Origin of the sequence: uncultured Pelagimonas sp., assembly GCF_947498515.1 — a bacterium.
Lineage (GTDB): Bacteria > Pseudomonadota > Alphaproteobacteria > Rhodobacterales > Rhodobacteraceae > Pelagimonas.
On record NZ_CANMKO010000003.1, the window covers coordinates 424,632 to 443,316 of the forward strand.

Annotated in this window: 18 protein-coding genes; 4 read left to right on the forward strand and 14 right to left on the reverse strand. The window is 54.4% G+C overall.

Annotation, left to right across the window (positions count from 1 at the left end):
* Positions 1 to 36: 36 nt before the first annotated feature.
* Together Q1A43_RS08410 and Q1A43_RS08415 are read right to left on the reverse strand one after the other, a co-directional pair.
* Entirely contained in the window at positions 37 to 729 is a 693-nt protein-coding gene (locus Q1A43_RS08410) for a response regulator transcription factor (RefSeq protein ID WP_299922259.1), read from the reverse strand.
* A gap of 128 nt (positions 730 to 857) precedes the next feature.
* Positions 858 to 2,573 carry an extracellular solute-binding protein gene (locus Q1A43_RS08415; protein WP_299934129.1) on the reverse strand — a complete coding sequence of 572 codons (1,716 nt, stop codon included), beginning with the start codon at positions 2,571 to 2,573 and terminating at the stop codon, positions 858 to 860.
* Between the two features lie 432 nt (positions 2,574 to 3,005).
* Between Q1A43_RS08415 and Q1A43_RS08420 the strand changes: the two genes are divergently transcribed.
* Complete coding sequence (locus tag Q1A43_RS08420; RefSeq protein ID WP_299934131.1) at positions 3,006 to 3,779, forward strand: 3-hydroxybutyrate dehydrogenase; 774 nt, start codon at positions 3,006 to 3,008, stop codon at positions 3,777 to 3,779.
* Positions 3,780 to 3,821: 42 nt separating this feature from the next.
* On the opposite strand, the gene Q1A43_RS08425 is transcribed toward Q1A43_RS08420, so the two are convergent.
* A complete protein-coding gene (locus Q1A43_RS08425) occupies positions 3,822 to 4,616 on the reverse strand; it encodes a crotonase/enoyl-CoA hydratase family protein (protein WP_299934132.1) in 795 nt (264 codons plus the stop codon).
* A gap of 176 nt (positions 4,617 to 4,792) precedes the next feature.
* Between Q1A43_RS08425 and Q1A43_RS08430 the strand changes: the two genes are divergently transcribed.
* Entirely contained in the window at positions 4,793 to 5,821 is a 1,029-nt protein-coding gene (locus tag Q1A43_RS08430) for a patatin-like phospholipase family protein (protein ID WP_299922267.1), read from the forward strand.
* 1 nt (position 5,822) lies between these two features.
* Here the strand turns inward: Q1A43_RS08430 and Q1A43_RS08435 are convergent, their stop codons facing one another.
* From Q1A43_RS08435 to Q1A43_RS08445, 3 genes are all read right to left on the reverse strand, one after another.
* A complete protein-coding gene (locus tag Q1A43_RS08435; protein WP_299922269.1) occupies positions 5,823 to 6,554 on the reverse strand; it encodes a DUF502 domain-containing protein in 732 nt (243 codons plus the stop codon).
* Between the two features lie 85 nt (positions 6,555 to 6,639).
* Positions 6,640 to 7,554, reverse strand: coding sequence for a pseudouridine-5'-phosphate glycosidase (locus Q1A43_RS08440; RefSeq protein WP_299934134.1), 915 nt, complete (start codon positions 7,552 to 7,554; stop codon positions 6,640 to 6,642).
* Positions 7,551 to 8,444: a PfkB family carbohydrate kinase gene (locus tag Q1A43_RS08445; protein WP_299934136.1), complete on the reverse strand. Its 894-nt coding sequence runs from the start codon at positions 8,442 to 8,444 to the stop codon at positions 7,551 to 7,553. Before Q1A43_RS08445 ends, Q1A43_RS08440 begins: the two co-directional genes overlap by 4 nt.
* Before the next feature lie 385 nt (positions 8,445 to 8,829).
* Here Q1A43_RS08445 and aroQ point away from each other — a divergent pair, with 385 nt between their 5' ends.
* Positions 8,830 to 9,267: a type II 3-dehydroquinate dehydratase gene (aroQ, locus tag Q1A43_RS08450; RefSeq protein WP_299934138.1), complete on the forward strand. Its 438-nt coding sequence runs from the start codon at positions 8,830 to 8,832 to the stop codon at positions 9,265 to 9,267.
* 2 nt (positions 9,268 to 9,269) lie between these two features.
* On the forward strand, positions 9,270 to 10,031 hold the full coding sequence (locus tag Q1A43_RS08455) for a LuxR family transcriptional regulator (protein WP_299934140.1): 762 nt from the start codon (positions 9,270 to 9,272) through the stop codon (positions 10,029 to 10,031).
* Positions 10,032 to 10,416: 385 nt separating this feature from the next.
* Here Q1A43_RS08455 and tsf read toward each other — a convergent pair whose 3' ends face one another.
* From tsf to Q1A43_RS08495, 8 genes are all read right to left on the reverse strand, one after another.
* Positions 10,417 to 11,292: a translation elongation factor Ts gene (gene tsf / locus Q1A43_RS08460; RefSeq protein ID WP_299922279.1), complete on the reverse strand. Its 876-nt coding sequence runs from the start codon at positions 11,290 to 11,292 to the stop codon at positions 10,417 to 10,419.
* A gap of 124 nt (positions 11,293 to 11,416) precedes the next feature.
* Positions 11,417 to 12,190 carry a 30S ribosomal protein S2 gene (rpsB, locus tag Q1A43_RS08465; protein ID WP_299922281.1) on the reverse strand — a complete coding sequence of 258 codons (774 nt, stop codon included), beginning with the start codon at positions 12,188 to 12,190 and terminating at the stop codon, positions 11,417 to 11,419.
* Between the two features lie 224 nt (positions 12,191 to 12,414).
* Positions 12,415 to 13,104, reverse strand: a complete 690-nt coding sequence (phoB, locus tag Q1A43_RS08470) for a phosphate regulon transcriptional regulator PhoB (RefSeq protein WP_299922283.1) — start codon at positions 13,102 to 13,104, stop codon at positions 12,415 to 12,417.
* 2 nt (positions 13,105 to 13,106) lie between these two features.
* The gene (phoU, locus tag Q1A43_RS08475; RefSeq protein WP_299922285.1) at positions 13,107 to 13,841 is read right to left on the reverse strand and encodes a phosphate signaling complex protein PhoU; all 735 of its coding nucleotides are present in this window, start codon (positions 13,839 to 13,841) and stop codon (positions 13,107 to 13,109) included.
* Positions 13,841 to 14,644, reverse strand: coding sequence for a phosphate ABC transporter ATP-binding protein PstB (gene pstB / locus Q1A43_RS08480; RefSeq protein WP_299934142.1), 804 nt, complete (start codon positions 14,642 to 14,644; stop codon positions 13,841 to 13,843). Before pstB ends, phoU begins: the two co-directional genes overlap by 1 nt.
* Before the next feature lie 16 nt (positions 14,645 to 14,660).
* Positions 14,661 to 16,025 (reverse strand): phosphate ABC transporter permease PstA, encoded by a 1,365-nt coding sequence (pstA, locus tag Q1A43_RS08485; RefSeq protein WP_299934144.1) that lies wholly within the window; start codon positions 16,023 to 16,025, stop codon positions 14,661 to 14,663.
* Positions 16,025 to 17,512: a phosphate ABC transporter permease subunit PstC gene (gene pstC, locus Q1A43_RS08490; RefSeq protein ID WP_299934146.1), complete on the reverse strand. Its 1,488-nt coding sequence runs from the start codon at positions 17,510 to 17,512 to the stop codon at positions 16,025 to 16,027. The genes pstA and pstC overlap by 1 nt, the downstream gene beginning before the upstream one ends.
* Positions 17,513 to 17,607: 95 nt before the next feature.
* A complete protein-coding gene (locus Q1A43_RS08495) occupies positions 17,608 to 18,648 on the reverse strand; it encodes a substrate-binding domain-containing protein (protein WP_299922293.1) in 1,041 nt (346 codons plus the stop codon).
* Between the last annotated feature and the right edge of the window lie 37 nt (positions 18,649 to 18,685).

The following is an 18,685-nucleotide window of genomic DNA, read 5'->3' on the forward strand; positions in this document are numbered from 1 at the left end:
TTCTTTCCTCAGATCAGTTCGCCGAGAATAGGGACCTTAACCCTCGTTTGGCAAGACCCGTGAAAACCGCGCCTCCTGCGCGACCAACACCGCTTGGGTCCGGGAATGCACGCCAAGCTTGCGCATAATGGCTGTGACATGCGCTTTGACCGTGGTTTCGGCAATGGACAGGTCATAGGCGATTTGCTTGTTCAACTTGCCCTCGCAAATCAAATGCAGTATGCGCGCCTGTTGATTGGTGAGCGACGCAAGGCGCGCAAGGGCGTCATCGGGTGCGTTTTCTTGACCGCCTTGCGGGTCGATATATCCATCCGGAACAAAGCTTTGCCCCGCGGTAACCGCTTCAAAGGCACGGCGGAACACCGAGCGTTGCGAATGTTTGGGCACAAACCCGTTGGCCCCGGCCTTGAGCGCGTGGCTAATCATGCGGTTGTCCGCCATAGACGACGCGATAATGATAATTGCGTCCGTGGCGGCATTGCGCAGACGAACAAGCCCGTCAAGGCCGTTCACATCGGGTAGGTTCAAATCAAGGATGATCAAGCCGATCTTGGAGTCTTGACCGACGATCTCTAGCGCCTTTTCTAGGGTTCCGGCGGTTCGGATTTCCTCAAAATCGGCAATCGACTGCAAGGTCAGCGTCAGCGCATCACAAAACAGAGGATGATCGTCAACGACCAGAGCGGAACTGGTACCGGATGCCAAAGCGGTGTGTGGGCTGCTGGTCATAACGCTTTCGTCTTTCTTGAATTCTTGATCAGGATAGGACGGTCGCGCGCCGGGGTCTTTAGCCGAAAGGTCGCATATGCAGATGCAAAAACGGCGGGGAAGACCCCGCCGTTGTGACTTGGTTATATTTATTTTTCTTCCCACCACCAGACATCTGATTGCCAGGTGATCCAATCGCCATAGACCGGAATGCGTTCGGGAAATTGCAATTCTTTGGCATGGGCCAAGCGGCCATTTGTGTAGGTGTAGAACGGGATCACATAGCGTCCGGACGTCAACACACGGTCCAAGGCGCGCGTCGAGGCGATGAAATCATCACGCGTCGTTGACGTTAGGATCGAGGTGATCATTGCATCCACAGCGGGTGAGTTGATGCCCATCCAATTTCGGGTCCCTTGGGTTTCAACACCATTGGAGCCCCAATAATTGTGTTGTTCGTTGCCGGGGCTCAGCGACACACCGCGCCAATAGAAGGTCATGTCGAAATCATATTCGACAGTGCGTTCCTTGTATTGGGCGGAATCGATTGAGTTGATCGACACATCAATGCTCATCCGTTTCAGAGCTTGTTGATAGGTATCCGCGATCCTCTCATGTTCTGCATTGCCTTTGCGCATCAGGATTTCAAAGGTAAAAGGCGTACCGTTCTGATCCTTCATCACACCGTCCTGAACGGTGTAACCGGCCTCTTCCATAAGGGCCAAGGCCTTGCGCAGGTTTTTGCGATTGCGTTCGGATCCATCTGAGACGGGCAGGGTGTAGCCATCGAGCGCGCCGGGCAAGAGATCATCCTTGAACGGATCCAAAAGCTCTTTGACCTTGCCGGTCGCGGGGCCGTCCTGCATTCCGAGGACCGAGTTGGAAAAATAGGATGTGATGCGCGGTTGCTGCGATCCGGTCAGCGTTTCGTTGATATATTCAAAGTTGAACGCATGTATCAGCGCATCGCGCACGCGCCAATCCTGAAACAACTCACGACGCGTGTTCATCGCCAAACCGATGATCCCGGAGGGGCGGGCATGTGGAATTTCCGACTTCACAACTTCACCGGCACTGACCGCCGGGAAGCCATATTGGGTTTGCCACTTTTCAACGTTGAACTCGCGGTTGGAGTTCAGGACGCCGCCCTTGAAGGCTTCGAACATCGCGGTTTCGTCGCCAAAGAACTCCATCCGAATCTCGTCGAAATTCATTGTGCCACGGCGGAAGGGCAAATCCTTGCCCCAGTATTCGGGATTGCGTTTGAGCGAGACATAGCGCCCGGCCTCATAGTCCTCGATCACATATGGGGCCGAGGTGATCGGGAGTAAATCCAGCCGGGATTGTTCAAAATCGACACCGTCCCATTGCGCCTTTTTCAAGATCGGACGCATCCCGACGATGAGCGCCAACTCGCGATCTTCGACATTGAAGGTGAACTTGACCTTGTTGGGCCCGGTCTTTTCCATCTTGTCGATTTTGCCCCAAAGCCCGCGGTAGCGGCCATGGCCTTGGGTGCCGAGGGTCTCATAGCTCCACATGACATCGTCGATGGTCACCGGGCTGCCATCCGAGAATTTGGCCCCGTCACGCAGAGTGAATTCGGCCCATTCGCGATTCGGCCCAACCTCAATCGATTCGGCCAAAAGGCCATAAAGCGAGAAAGGTTCGTCCCAATTGCGCCCCATAAGACTTTCGGAACCAAGAAAGCGCAATTGCCAAGGAACCCGGCCTTTTTGAATATAAGGATTGAGGCTATCAAAACTGCCGACTTCACCGGCGGCAATAACGCCCCCTTTTGGAGCATCCTGATTGACATAAGGGAGAGACACAAAATCCGGTGGAAGGGCCGGGTCTCCATACATAGCTATGCCATGCTGAGGATCGGCCCATGCGACTCCTGCTGCTAACCCACTGGTTAGAATCAGAGAAATCGCACCCATTGTACGGCCTGTATTTCGGAAAAAGTCTAAGCTCATTTTGGCAACAATCCCTGTTAACCCTTGTTTTATTGATGCTCAGCCTACCGGTGCTTTTACGCCTTTTCAAACTTTTAGCTTGGACTCGGGCGGGTTAATGCTTATAACAAAGTCACTGCTCGATAGGTTTCTTGCCTGTATGAAACCTGCCTCAATGACTTAACCCCGGCTTCGTGCCGGGGTTTTTTTCTGCCCAACACTCAGCAACAGTCAAAGTCATTGATATAGTCGCAGCTATGCCTCTAGCCCTTGCATTTATGGGCAATGCAGCATGATATGCTGCGCATGCAAAGTCAGTAGGACAGGAGAGCAGCCGCTATGTCGCTTCAGGGAAAAACCGCCGTTATCACCGGATCCAACTCGGGAATCGGTTTGGGAATCGCTTGGGAAATGGCCAAGGCCGGGGCCGATGTGGTGATCAATTCGTTTACCGACCGCCCCGAGGACCATGATCTCGCGGCGCAAATCGCCAAAGAGACCGGTGTCACGGCACGCTATATTCAGGCGGATATGTCCAAGGCAAGCGCCTGTCGTGCGCTGATCGAGCAAGCAGGCAACTGCGATATTCTGATCAACAACGCCGGTATCCAACACGTCGCGCCGATTGACGAATTCCCCGAAGACAAATGGGACGCCATCATCGCCATCAACATGAGCTCGGCCTATCACACAACCGCAGCCGCCTTGCCAAAAATGCGCGCAGCGGGCTGGGGCAGGGTGGTCAATATCGCTTCGGCGCATGGGTTAACGGCATCGCCGTACAAATCGGCTTATGTTGCTGCCAAACACGGCGTTGTGGGCATGACCAAGGTTGTGGCGCTTGAAACCGCGCAAGAACCGATCACCGCCAACGCCATTTGCCCCGGCTATGTGTTAACCCCATTGGTCGAGGCCCAGATCCCCGACACGATGAAAGAATACAATATGAGCCGTGAGGACGTGGTGAAGAACGTCATGCTGACGCGTCAGCCCTCCAAAGAGTTCGCAACCGTCGAGCAGATGGGCGGTACGGCTGTGTTCCTATGTTCGGACGCGGCGGCCCAGATCACCGGCACCACGATTAGCGTCGATGGCGGTTGGACCGCCCTTTAAATCAGAAAAATGGCGGCCCGGGACAAAGCCGGGCCTCCTATCTCATTTGAAGTTGGGTTCGCGCTTTTGGAAATTGGCGAAAACGGCTTCCATCTGATTTGGCTGACCAATGATTTCGGCCTGAAGCTCGGCCTCTCGACGCATGGTTTCACCGGCATCACCGGTCCAGGTCTCATTCAAAAGCTGTTTGTTGCGGCGGATTGCGTCGGGGTTCTTGCTTGCTATCAAGGTCGCCATGGCTCGCGCTTCCTCTAGCGGATTGTCGACAACGCGCGTCACCAATCCCAATTCGGCGCATTCCTTAGCCTCAACGATACGGCCCGTGAACAACAGCTCCTTGGCGACATCCATACGCACAACGCGGGGCAGGGTCTGGGTGATGCTCATATCCGGGATCAGACCCCATTTGATTTCCATCACCGACATACGGGTGTTGGGCGCCGCGAGACGAATATCAGCCCCGAGCGCAATTTGCGTGCCCGCCCCATAGGCGACGCCTTGCATCGCGGCGATGACCGGCACGCCCACCTCTTGCCAGACCCAGCCCGGCTTTTGGAACATGTTGGCGTTTTCGCCTTCAGGGAAGGTTTTGATCTGCTCAACAAGCTTCGCCGGGTTGAGCGCCCCCGTGAAGAAACCAGTGTCGATCCCGGAGCAAAAATTATCCCCTTCGCCGGTTAGGATGACGGCGCGGATACTCTTGTCGGCGCGGATGTCCTCGCCAATTTGTGCAAGCCCTTCGAAAACTGATTGATCAACGGCATTGTGTTTTTCAGGACGGTTGAGCCACACTTCGGCAACATGGCCTTCGCGTTTAAGAATGACGGATGCGGTCATTTTGGGCACCTTTCTAACGGTCGTTTGCCATAGGTATTCCCGCTACGGTCTCGCTTGAAAAGCTTTACGTTGCACTCCGTTGCGTCACTTTGGCCTGCCTTAACGTCATATTCCCGTTGTGGTCATTGCCCATTCAGACGGGTATGAACAAAGGGTCACGAGCAAAGGGGACAACCATGGTAAAGATCAATCTAGCCTTGCAAGGCGGCGGGGCGCATGGGGCTTTTACCTGGGGTGTACTGGATCGCTTGTTAGAAGAAGAAGGTTTGGAGATTGCCGCGATTTCCGGAACCTCGGCGGGCGCCTTGAACGGTGCCGCGCTGAAATCTGGCCTGATCAAAGGCGGGCCTGAGGGCGCGCGCGACAATCTGGATTGGCTCTGGGGGCAACTTGGTGCGAGTGAAACGACAACCCCTGAATGGATGCACCCGTGGCTTCCCCATCCCGGTGCCGTATCCAAGGCGGTTGAATACTCCTTGCCCTATATTTGGGGCGAAACCATGGGGCGCATGTTGTCACCCTATGCTTGGGGGCCTGCTTACCGGAATCCTTTGGAAAAAGTCGTCGACAAATTTGATTTCGAAACGATTTGCGCGACGGATGGCCCACGGTTTTTCGTAGGCGCAACGCAGGTCCGCGATGGTAAAATCCGCGTCTTTACCGGCGACAAAATCAACACTCAGGCGATTTTGGCATCGGCGTGCCTTCCTACCTTGTTTCAGGCGGTTGAACTCGAGGACCCGGAAACCGGCGTGATTGAGGCCTTTTGGGACGGCGGATATACCGGAAACCCACCGCTGTTTCCGTTTTTTGACAAAGAGTTACCAGATGACATTGTTGTCGTGAACCTCAACCCGCTGCATCGCGATCAGATTCCGGTAACACCGCCGGAAATCCAAAACCGGATCAACGAAATCAGTTTCAATTCTTCGCTTCTGCGCGAGTTGCGGGCGATCGAATTTGTCCAACGCTTGTTGGGGCAGGGTGCCTTGCAACCTGGTTCGATGAAAGAGGTCAGGGTTCACATGATTGCCGATGATGATCTGATGAATGATCTATCGGTCGCCACAAAATCCCTACCGGTTCCGTCGGTTCTAAAACAGCTAAAAGAAGCCGGTCGCCGCGCCGCCGGTGGGTTTTTGGAAAGTCACAAAGCTGACTTGGGCAAACGACAAACCGCTGATCTCAAAGAGATGTTCGGCTAGGTTAGCTCGCTTTCTTGAGCTGGTTTTCAAGGGCTTCTTTGGCTTTTTCCCCGTTGGGATAGACCAAACCGGCCGATATCACCAATTTGGCGGCCTCTTCGATGGTCATATCCAACTCGATGATGTCTTCGACCGGAAAGAACAGCAAAAAGCCTGAGGTCGGATTTGGTGTTGTCGGAACAAAGACCGACATCATATCCCCGACTGTCTCGGCTTTCTCGGCCACTTCGCCGCGCGCTTTGGTCGAAATGAACCCAATCGCCCAAATACCTTTTCGTGGGTACTGGATCAGACAAGCCTTTTCAAAACTGCGGTCACTCTGTGCAAAGACCGTTTCCGCGAGTTGTTTGATACCGGAGTAGATGGAGCGAACAATCGGGGTCCGATCCACGAGGTTTTCCGCAAAGGTGATCATCGAACGACCGATGAGACCCTTAGCAATCCACCCAACTGAAACCGTGAAAATCAAAAAGATAACAACGCCCAAGCCGCGTACGTTCACCTCGATTTGATCAGCACCTTCTAGCTCAAACAGCCGGTTGATTATCGCCGCAGGTTGATACGCCGCCGGAACAAAAGGCCAGACAAAACTGTCGACCCAGCCAACCACGGTCCAGATCAACCATACCGTTAGACCAACCGGCGCGATCACAATGATCCCGGTCAGAAACGAGTTGCGCAGTCTGGTGATAAAACCGGGGCGTTTGGTGTCCTGGTCAAATGGAGTTGTCATAGGGCGTTGTTTTTCAAGTAGAGGTTAAGGCCAAGGTAGGCTGTGCAAATGCGCTCTACAATGGGCAGAGCGCATTTCAATGACATCACGCGTCAATATTGCACATTTCTTGCGCAATTTCAGCGGCTAGCCGGGCATTGTTGAGAACCAGCGCGATATTGGCTTCTAGGGACCGCCCGTCGGTCAACTCAAAAATCCGCTGGAGCAAATAGGGCGTCACGTCTTTTCCTGAAATCCCATGCGCATGGGCATCTCGGGTGGCTTCTGCAATGATTGGCGCGAGCGTTTCACGTGCAATTTCAGCATCTTGCGGGATGGGGTTGGTCACCAACTGCCCCCCTGGCAAACCGAGGCGACCACGCATGACATGGGCCTTGGCAATGTCTTTGGCCGTATCCATCCGCAAAGGCGCGCGCAAACCTGCTTCTCGTGACCAGAATGCCGGCACCTGATCCTGACCATAGGCAATCACAGGAACACCAAGAGTTTCAAGGACTTCTAGCGTTTTAGGAAGGTCGAGGATCGCCTTGGCACCTGCGGCGACGACCGTCACTTCGCTGTGCGACAATTCCTGTAGATCCGCCGAAATATCAAAGCTGTTCTCGGCCCCCTTGTGAACTCCCCCAATGCCACCGGTTGCGAAAACCGAGATCCCAGCCAATTTGGCTGCGATCATAGTGGCCGCAACCGTTGTCGCACCAGTGCGGCCCTGAGACATGCAAACGGCCATATCAGCACGGCTAAGCTTGGCCACGCCACGTGCCTGAGCGAGAGCTTCAAGCTGTTCATCCGTAAGCCCGACGTGCAAGGTTCCGTCGATCACGGCGATTGTCGCGGGTTCAGCGCCGTTATTACGCACTGTGGCCTCGACCTGACGCGCAACCTCAAGGTTTTGTGGCCAAGGCATGCCATGGGTAATGATCGTGCTTTCAAGCGCGACCACAGGGCGTTTTTCGGCCAAAGCAGTGGCAACAGCGGGCGAGGGGGTCACGATGGTCATATGGCTATTTCTCCGGAAACATAGGCTGCGGCGGCGTGCAAGGCGCGGCTAAGCGCGTCTTTGCGGTCCGATCCGTCGCATTCGGCAGCAATATGAGCCGCCATAAAGGTATCACCGGCTCCAGTGACGCGTGTCACCAAAACCTTAGGAGGGCGCTGTGTCACCAACCCGTCTTGCGTTGCATCGCAGCAGCTTTCGCCACCATTGGTGACCAAGACGCGAAAAGCACCCCGTTCCAATAGTTTAGCAGCCGCATCTGAGCTATTGTCGAAATTCAATTGGCACAAAATGCCAGCTTCTTCGAGATTGACGTATAACGTGCCACGACCCGACCGGACAAAGGGCAGGAGGCGCTCGGCCTTACCCGGGCTAGCCGGTGCAACACGCAAATCGGCTGAGGAAAAAGAAGGGCTTATGGCAATTTCTTCAAGCAGTGATGCCGTCAGATTACCATCCAAGGCGATCAATCCATTAAAAGGCGTTTCGTCACTGCCCAACGGGCCAAACTTCAATGGATTCAGTATCTTGTCGCCCGCAGCTTCGAGAGAATGCGCATCTGCGATTGCGGCGATCAAGCCATTTGCGCCTTCGATGGCCATGTAGCGATCCGTTGGCAAATCTGCAGACCGGTAAAGAAAATCGGTGCCTAGACCGCGACGGGCGCATTCCGAAACCAATTCATTGCCTTCGGCGTCTTGTCCGATGGCAGACAACAAATCAGGCTTTAGACCAAATCGCGACAACGCCATTGCGATGTTCATACAAACCCCACCAGGCAGGCGGATAATGCGGCCAGGTACATCAGAACCGGCGCGCATGTGACTGGCAGACCGCCCAATGATGTCCCAAAGCACCGAGCCAACGCAGAGAATTTTGTGTTTGTTTGTCATACACGCCTTGTGGCGCTGAACGTGGATTGGCGCAAGTGAAGAAGCGTAGAGATAGACGTCGGTGCAATCAAACAGTCGCCTAGTACCTGCTCTGCATTTCCCTGAACCATCGTTGCAACTCGAGCCCGATCTGAAACTTACATTTCATGTCAACTCAGCCAGTTTGGGCTTTCGGGGCAGAGTGACATTCAGGAATTGTTCATGATGGCTTTATGGGTCTGTGCTCCCTTACCATATTCTTATAATCAGTATTATGTAAATTAAGGCCATTACGAGAAGGCTAATTACACGACGAAATTGTGTCTGATCGCAATCAACTAACAGGAAACGCTGGACAGCGCACCCCACAGCCCTTTAACCAAATGGTCAAGCTTTGGGAGGTTTTATGCGCTCGTTTTTGATACTCAATGGTCCGAACCTAAACTTACTTGGGACACGCCAGCCTGAGATTTATGGGCATACGACTTTGACGGATGTCGAAGACATGTGCCGGACGCACGCCGAGAAAATCGGCGTCTCTGTCATCTGTGCCCAATCCAATCACGAAGGTGCGCTTGTCGATCTTATTCAAGATGCACGCGGCAAACATGACGGCATTATTCTGAACGCTGGTGCCTATACTCACACGTCGATTGCTCTGATGGATGCGATCAAAGGATGTGAGGCCAAGGTTGTTGAGCTTCACTTGTCCAACATTCATGCCCGTGAAAGCTATCGTCACAAATCATTTATCTCACCTGTGGCTATCGGTCTGATATGTGGGTTTGGGGCGCACGGGTATATTCTGGCTATGGACGCCCTGAAAAACCATTTGGAGGCTTGATCATGAAAGCCAATTTGCGAGTCTACCTGACCGAATTGACCAATGTTGATAATGTCGAAGATCTTTGGGCGCTCCATTGTGACAAGATGGCCGAGTTCGGATTTGATCGTCTTATCTATGGCTTCACACAATTCATGACCCCTACGTCATTTGGCGACCCCAATGATTTTGTGGTTCTAAGCAATCACACTCCTGAGTACCGCAAGGGCTTTGTCGAAGGTGGCTTGTATCGTAATGCGCCTATGGTTCGCTGGGCGCTTGAGAACGAAGGACATGCTAGTTGGCGCGTCATGGCAGAACAGATTTCGCGTGGAACACTGGATGAGAAAGTTCAGCAAGTTATTGCGTTTAACCTGACCCACAAGGTTCATGCCGGTTACACAGTAAGCTTCAAGTCGGTGTCCAGTCGTGCCAAAGGTGCAATTTCCCTATGCGCGCGCGCAGACATCAACCAAGACCAACTAGATGAAATGTGGGAGGATCATGGTGGTGACATCGTATTGATGAACAACCTCGTTCATCTCAAAATTATGACGCTGCCGATCCCCTTGCAGAATCAGAACCTAACACCGCGCCAGCGCGAAGCCCTGGAATGGGTTGGTGATGGGAAGACAATGCAGGATATCGCTCAGATCATGGGGCTTACTCAAGCAACGATCGAAAAGCACCTGCGCTTGGCCCGTGATACGCTAAATGTGGAAACCACGGCCCAGGCCGTTGCCAAAGCGGCATTCCACAATCAGATGTATATTATCCACACTTGACCCCCTGCCCTAGTTTTCCTTGGATGGTGCACTCGGAGAGTGAATAGGTGTGTTAAAAAGGCTCATTTTACACCTGAGCTTACGTAAGGTCCGGAAAACCTGACTTCCGTTACGGAATGAATGCTGCGAACGTGGTTTTGTTCCGTGAGTGGTGGCCCTTTAGGCCATGGAACATAAGGAAAAATACCCCGCGTATTGATGGGCTCTACTTTTCTGACGCTGGTTGGTTAATCGATTTGCGAAGCGCCAATCAGCACCCTTTTCGGGGCCTCTGCCTTCATCCCCAATGTCTCTGGCAGAGGTCCCGATTTCTACCTCCGACACAATCGCCAAACAAAAAAAAGGCCACTCAAAGAGCGGCCTTTTTCGTGAGTATAAAGAACGATTAGCCCTGAACGGCTTTGGCAACTTCAGCTGCGAAATCTTCTTCTTTTTTCTCGATGCCTTCGCCGACCTGCATACGCACGTAGCCAACGATTTCGGCACCTGCTTCTTTGGCGGCTTGCTCAACGGTCAAGTCGGTGTTCATGACGAACTGCTGACCCAGCAAAGTGACTTCGGCCAGGAATTTCTTCATACGGCCAACGATCATCTTTTCGATAACCTGCTCAGGTTTGCCGGATTCACGGGCGATGTCGATTTGAACCTGACGCTCTTTTTCAACAACAGCCGCGTCCAGATCAGCTTCGGAAAGCGACTGTGGGTTTGCCGCTGCGATGTGCATCGCAACCTGCTTGCCAAATGCTTCGTCGCCACCCTTAAGCGCAACGAGAACACCGATCTGGCCCATGCCAGGGTTGGCCGCGTTGTGGATATAGGATGTCACAACGTCACCTTCGACGGACGCCATGCGGCGGACCGACATGTTTTCGCCAATGGTCGCGATTTTGTCTGTGATGGTGTCGGCAACTGTTTTTCCGCCCAAATCGGCAGCGTTCAGCGCGTCAACATCGGAAACATTCAGCGCGGCAGCAGCAATGCCACCAACCATTTCCTGGAACTCAGCGTTCTTGGAAACGAAGTCGGTTTCGGAGTTCACTTCAACAGCAACACCCTTGCCACCGTCAACAGCCACGGCCACAAGACCTTCGGCGGCGGTACGGCCGGATTTTTTGGCGGCTTTTGCCAGACCTTTGGTGCGCAGCCAGTCGATGGCGGCTTCCATGTCACCGTCGGTTGCTACCAACGCTTTTTTCGCGTCCATCATGCCAGCGGCCGTGATTTCGCGCAGTTCTTTTACCTGTGCAGCAGTGATCGCCATGATTTGGCTTCCTCTTCTGAAAATGCAATGCGGGTGGCTGTGCGCCACCCGTTTTGGTCATGCGCGCCCTGTTTTATCAGGGGTAAGTGTCACCTAGATGACACCTGCGCATTTGCCGAGCGGCTTAAGCTTCGGCAGGTGCTTCTTCGGCAACAGCTTCTTCAACTGGAGCTTCTTCCAAAGCGCCCAGATCGATGCCTGCGGCTTCCATTTGGCCGGTCATACCGTCCAGAGCAGCGCGCGATGCCAGATCTGTGTACAGAGCGATAGCACGAGCCGCGTCATCGTTGCCTGGGATGATGTAGTCAATGCCGTCGGGCGAGCAGTTGGTGTCAACGATTGCAACAACTGGAATACCCAGTTTGTTGGCTTCGGCAACGGCCAGTGCTTCTTTTTTCACGTCGATGACGAACAGCATGTCGGGAACGCCGCCCATTTCGCGGATACCGCCAAGCGATGCCTGCAATTTGGTCTGGTCACGTTCCATGCCAAGACGCTCTTTCTTGGTCAGGCCTTCGGCGCCAGTTTCCATCAGCTCGTCAATGGTGCGCAGGCGCTGGATCGACTTGGAAACGGTCTGCCAGTTGGTCAGTGTGCCGCCGAGCCAACGGTGGTTCATGTAGTACTGGGCGCATTTTTCTGCGGCTTCAGCAACAGGAGTCGCAGCCTGACGCTTGGTGCCAACGAAGAGAACGCGGCCACCTTTGGCTACGCAATCACGGATCGCTTTCAGCGCCTGGTCCAGCATTGGAACAGTTTGCGTCAGGTCCATGATGTGGATGCCATTGCGCGAGCCGTAAATGAACTCGCCCATACGGGGGTTCCAGCGCTGGGTTTGGTGACCAAAGTGAACGCCCGCTTCAAGCAGCTGACGCATGGTGAACTCAGGAAGAGCCATGTCTTTATCCTTTCCGGTTTCATATCCTCAGCGGGGGATCAAAGGGCATCTCAGTGACCTTCAACCGGTGGACTTTGAGGATGTCTCCCTCAAACGCCCGCCCCCGCCTGTGGGGTTCGTGGGCGCGCTTTAACCCGGCTTGCGACATCCTGCAAGGGCGAAAGGGCTAAAACGCTATATTTCTTTGACCAATACCGGCCTAATCGGTCAGGTTGGCCATTGGGTTATCCCAAGGCATACCCCGCACCACGGACCGTGCGCAAAGGATCGTCGCCGCCGTGTTGGCACAAGGCTTTGCGCAAACGTCCGATGTGAACGTCGACCGTCCGGGTATCGACATAGATGTCGCGGCCCCAAACCCGGTCAAGTAGTTGGTCACGGGACCACACCCTGCCCGGCTTTTCCATAAAGGTGCTGAGCAAGCGAAACTCGGTCGGGCCAAGTTTGAGCGCCGCGCCGCTCCGCGTCACACGGTGGGTTTCGGGGTCAAGGCTAATATCTTGATAATCAAGCTGAACACCGACGGCGGCCGGACGCGTTCGGCGCAATTGCGCACGCACCCGCGCCATCAACTCGACCACGGAATAGGGTTTGACCACATAGTCATCCGCCCCGGTTTCAAGCCCCCTCACCCGGTCGACCTCTTCAGACCGAGCCGAGAGCATGATAATTGGTACATTGCGGGTTTCGGGGCGTGTCTTAATTTGGCGACAGACTTCGATACCCGACACATTCGGCATCATCCAATCCAGCACAATGATGTCCGGGTTTTCCTCGGCCACAATGACTAGCGCCTCTTCGCCATTTTCAGCGCGGACAACCCGAAAGCCTTCGGCCTCAAGGTTGTAAGCCAAAATCTCGCGTTGCGCCGCCTCGTCTTCGACCACCAATACCGTTGGTTGCTCGCTGGACATGGTTAGGCTCCGTTACCCGTGTGCTGCGGCCCAAGAGTTGTCGAGGTCTTGTCCTTTTTCAACCGCGCTTCATCCGGTTTGCTCCCGGTCGCCAAAAACACCACCTGTTCGGCGATCGAGGTCACATGGTCCCCCATGCGTTCGATATTTTTGGCGATAAAGTGAAGGTGCATACAAGCGGTGATGTTGCTGGGATCTTCCAACATAAAGGTCAGGAACTCGCGGAACATGGTGTTGTGCATCTTGTCCACGTCTTCGTCGCGGGCAATCACATCCAATGCCAATGCTTCGTCACGTTGGATATAGGCGTCCAGCGCGTCTTTGAGCATCAATTCGACCTCGCGCGCCATGCGACGCAAAGACGTCGACGTGTCGCCAACCGGCGGCATTTGAACCAATACACCAGTGCGTTTGGCGATATTTTTGGACAGATCACCAATGCGTTCAAGGTTTGCCGACATCCGCATGACCGACAGAACAACCCGAAGATCGGTCGCCGTGGGCGAGCGCAGGGCAATCACCCGCGCCGCTTCTTCGTTCAAAACGTCTTCGAGATCATCAATGACTTTGTCACCGGCACGGACCTTCTCGGCCAGTTCAATATCACGCGTCTCAAGCGAGGCAGCGGCTTCCATGATCGAGGCTTCGACCAAACCACCCATCTTCATGATCTGGGCCTGAATGCCTTCCAGTTCCCGGTCAAAGGCACTGACAATATGGTTGTTTAGATCGTTCATCAGCCAATCCGTCCTGTAATATAGCTCTCGGTACGCGGGTCTTCTGGGTTTGTGAAAATCTTGCCCGTTTCGCCAAACTCCACCAAATTACCAAGGTGGAAGAAGGCAGTTTTCTGGCTTACACGCGCAGCCTGCTGCATCGAATGGGTCACGATAACCACCGAATAGTCCTGACGCAGTTCGTCAATCAATTCCTCGACCTGCGCGGTGGCAATTGGGTCAAGCGCCGAGCAAGGTTCATCCATAAGCAAGACTTCGGGTTCGGTCGCGATGGCCCGCGCGATACAAAGGCGCTGTTGCTGACCACCGGACAAACCAGTGCCGGGCGCATGAAGGCGGTCTTTGACTTCATCCCAAATCGCACCGCGACGCAGGGATTTTTCGACGATCTCGTCAAGCTCGGCCTTATTGCGGGCCAAACCGTGGATGCGCGGCCCATAGGCGATATTATCATAGATCGACTTGGGGAAGGGGTTGGGTTTCTGAAACACCATCCCAACCTTGGCACGCAATTGCACCGGGTCGACGCGCTTGTCATAGATATTGTCACCATCCAAGAGGATTTCCCCCTGAACCCGGCAAATATCAATCGTGTCATTCATCCGGTTCAAACAACGCAAGAAGGTGGATTTGCCACAGCCCGAGGGACCGATAAACGCGGTGACGCATTTGGCTTCGATCTCAACGTTTACATCCTTGATCGCGTGGGTGTCGCCATAATGAACCTGCACGTTTTTTGCGCTGATTTTGATGTCGTTCACGATGAGGTCTTTCTCTGCGCGGTGTGTTTGTACGTCATACATGGTGTCTTGCTCCCTCTTACCACCGGCGCTCAAAGCGGCGGCGCAGGATGATGGCGATGATGTTCATGGTCAAAAGGAACACCAATAGAATGATGATGCCGCCCCAGGCGCGTTCGTAATAGGCGGGGTCGGCGCGTTTTGCCCATTCATAGATTTGCGCCGGCATGGCCGAGTTTGGGTCAAGGAAACCAGAGCCGATGCCGCTTGGATAGTTGGTAGCAATATAGCCCACCATCCCGATCAACAACAAAGGTGCGGTTTCGCCCAAGGCCTGCGCCACGCCAATGATCGTGCCGGTCAAGATACCGGGCATCGCCAGCGGCAGCACATGGTGAAACACCGCCTGCATCTTTGAGGCCCCAATTCCAAGCGCCGCGTCACGAATGCTTGGCGGGACTGATTTAAGCGACGCGCGGGTCGAGATGATGATTGTCGGCAGGGTCATCAGGGTCAGAACAAGACCACCCACCAAAGGGGCCGATTGTGGCAGATGCGCGAACTGAATGAACACGGCCAGACCTAGGATACCAAAGACAATCGAGGGAACCGCCGCCAGATTGGAGATGTTGACTTCGATCACATCGGTCCAGCGGTTTTGCGGGGCAAATTCCTCAAGGTAGATCGAGGCCGCGACACCAATTGGCAAAGACAATCCCAACACAACCAGCATCATGAAGAACGACCCAAGGATCGAAACGCCCATGCCCGCCTGTTCGGCTCGGCTTTCGGACGCATCAGCACCGATGATAAAATCGATGTTGAACTGTTTTTGGATCACACCGGCCTTGGTCAAAGCGTCAACCAGATCGAGGTGCGTCGGCTTGATGTTCTTATCGCGTGCCACGGAGTCGCGGGTGACGCGATCTTTGAGGTATCCGTCGACCCGAGATGAGGCAAGAATACGAAACGTAACGGTTTCACCGATCTGCATTGGGTTCGCGATCACATAGTCACGTACCTGCGCTGCGGCCGAGGCCGAAATCAGCGCCTTCATGTCCTTGCGCTTTTGCAACGGTGTCTCAACGCCAAGTTCAGCGACCTTGTCAAACAGCGCCTGTTGAACCAGCGGCGTATAGCCAAAGGTCGAGACCTTTTTGATGTTTTCGATCTGGCGCCCGCCCTTTTTGTCAAGCTTGGCCGGATCAAGGTACACATCCACCGAGATAAAGGTCTGTTGAAATGCCCCGACCCCGTTCGACAAGATCGCGCCCAGCAAAACCACCAGAAAGAAGACACCGGCGGCGACGGCGGCAATGCCATACATCCGAAAACGTGTTTCCGAGGCGTTGCGGCGTTTGGTGCGTGCGTCGACTGTCATCAAGGATGACTTGGCGCGCGGCTCGTGCCCATTGTTGGGCGTGTTTAGGCTTGCATCGGTCATTAGTCGTACTGCTCCCGATATTTGCGCACGATATATAGGGCAAAGACGTTCAATCCGAGCGTCAGAATGAATAGGGTCATACCAAGGGCAAAGGCGACAAGCGCCTCGGGCGAGGCAAAGTCGGCGTCACCGGTCAGCTGGCTGACGATTTTTGCGGTCACGGTTGTCATGGCTTCAAAAGGGTTCAGGCTAAGCCGGGCGGCGGCCCCTGCCCCAAGAACCACAATCATGGTTTCCCCAATGGCCCGCGAGGCCGCTAGCAAAATCGCGCCAACGATACCGGGCAAGGCAGCAGGCAAAACTACCTGTTTGATAGTTTCGGATTTGGTTGCCCCAAGCCCAAAGGACCCATCGCGCATCGCTTGCGGCACCGCATTGATGATGTCATCAGACAGCGAGCTGACAAAGGGGATCAACATGATGCCCATGACCAAACCGGCGGTCATCACCGCGGTTCCGGCCTGCATCCAGCCCAATCCTTCGTCGCCAAAAACACCGATCAAAAGCGGGCCAACAGTCAGCAAAGCAAACAAACCGTACACAATGGTCGGGATGCCGGCTAAAACTTCGAGCATCGGCTTGGCAATCGAGCGGACCTTGGAGCCTGCATATTCAGACAAGTAAATCGCCGCAAACAACCCAATCGGTACGGCGACCAGCAAGGCAATCAGCGAGATGTACAACGTGCCCCAAAGCAAGGGCAAAATCCCGAGTTTGGACAGCGGATTGCCATCGCTATCAATACCGCCACCAAAGCTAGGCAGCCAAGTTGGTTCAAAGAAAAACGCGGTAATCGGATAGAGGCGGAAGAACTCAACCGTATTGAATATCAGCGACAAGATAATTCCAACGGTGGTCAAAACCGCAATCGACGCCGCCGCAACAAGCAACATGCGGATCGATTTTTCAACGACGTTGCGGGCGCGGAAATCGGGTTTGGCACCGGCCATGCCCCAGACCAGACCCGCACCAGCAATGATCAAAACGACGATCGTCATAAAAAGCGCGCTTGCGCGACGCAGGTCACGGTATTCTTGGGCCGCGAGTAAAACCGGCTGGGTGATCGTCGATGTCACGATTTGACCCGCGTCTTTGAGGCGGGCGGTCATGTCGGAGACATCAGCGCGCGCATTGCCCGCCTCTTCGTCGGACATGACCCCGGCGGCGACCGCATTGTCCAAACCATCGGCGGTGCGGCGTACTTCGGCCATCACAAGGCTTGCGTTCGATCCTTCGCGAATTTCGCTATCGGGGATCATCCCAATCACGCGGCCATCCACGACAAAAGGTTGCACCAACAACCAAATGATCATCACCAAAAGCGCGGGAACCACGGTTTTGATCGCGACGTTAGAGCCGTAGTAAGACGGCAGTGAATGCAAGTGGCGGCTATCGCCCCCTGCGTTTGCAAGCGCACGGTGTCGGCCAAAAACATAGCCGAGTGCCGCGAGCCCGAGCACGATCATAACAAGCCAGAAAACAGGCATCTGCCCCCCTGCGGGTTGGTTTAGGAAGAATTTAGAAAAGGTCCTAAAAGGCAAAAGGGGCGGCGAAATATGCCGCCCCGTCCGTAACGTAAGGCTTACATGCCTTCCATCATGGTTTTCTCATCGGCAACCGCCGCCTGAGTGGCTTCCAGCTCTGGGTCAGACACGAGGCCATACTCGGACAAAGGACCGTCGGAGCCAGCAATCTCTTCGGATACGAAGAACTCAGCATATTCTTTCAGGCCAGGGATAACACCGATGTGGGCTTTCTTGACGTAGAAGAACAACGGGCGCGACACTGGGTATTCACCGGTCGAGATGCTCTCGGTGGAAGGCGCAACGCCGCCCATTGTAGCCACTTTCAGTGTGTCGGTGTTGTTCTCATAGAAGGCCAGACCGAATACGCCGATGCCGTTCGGGTTGGCGTCAACACGGGCAAGCGTCTCGGTGTAGTCGCCGTCGATGTCGACAGAAACGCCATCGGTGCGAACTTCAAAGCAGGCTTTGCCAGCGGCTTTCTTGTCGCCACCGTTTTCGGCCATATAGAGGTCAAATGCGCCGGCTTCTTTGCAGCCTTCAACCAGAACCTTCTCTTCGAACACTTCGCGTGTGCCGTGCTTGGTGCCGGGGATGAACGCGGCGATGTCGGCGGCTGGCAGGTCTGCGTTGAAATCGGCCCACTGCTTGTGGGTGTTTTCAACCAGTGCGCCGTCTTTGACAACTTTAGCGGCCAGACCGTTGAAGATGTCGACCGGCTGGAAGGATGTGTAGGCTGGGCCGTCGATTTGCGAGGCGAATACAATGCCGTCATACCCGATGCGCACTTCGATGATGTCGGTCACACCGGCTTCGGCACAGGCTTTGATCTCTTTGTCTTTGATTTTGCGCGACGCATTGGCAACGTCGATGGTGTTTTCGCCAACACCTTCGCAGAAACGCTTGAGGCCAGCAGAAGAACCACCAGATTCAACAACAGGTGTAGGGAAGTCGAAGTTTTCGCCAAAGGCTTCGGCAACGATCGAAGCATAAGGAAGAACGGTCGAAGAACCGGCGACCTGCACGTTGTCACGAGCAAAAGCGGCAGAAGCAGAAACGGCGGCGATTGCCAGCACGGAAGCGGTCAGTTTCACGGTCATGGTGAACTCCTGAAAAGTTACTTAACTGCGATCATCC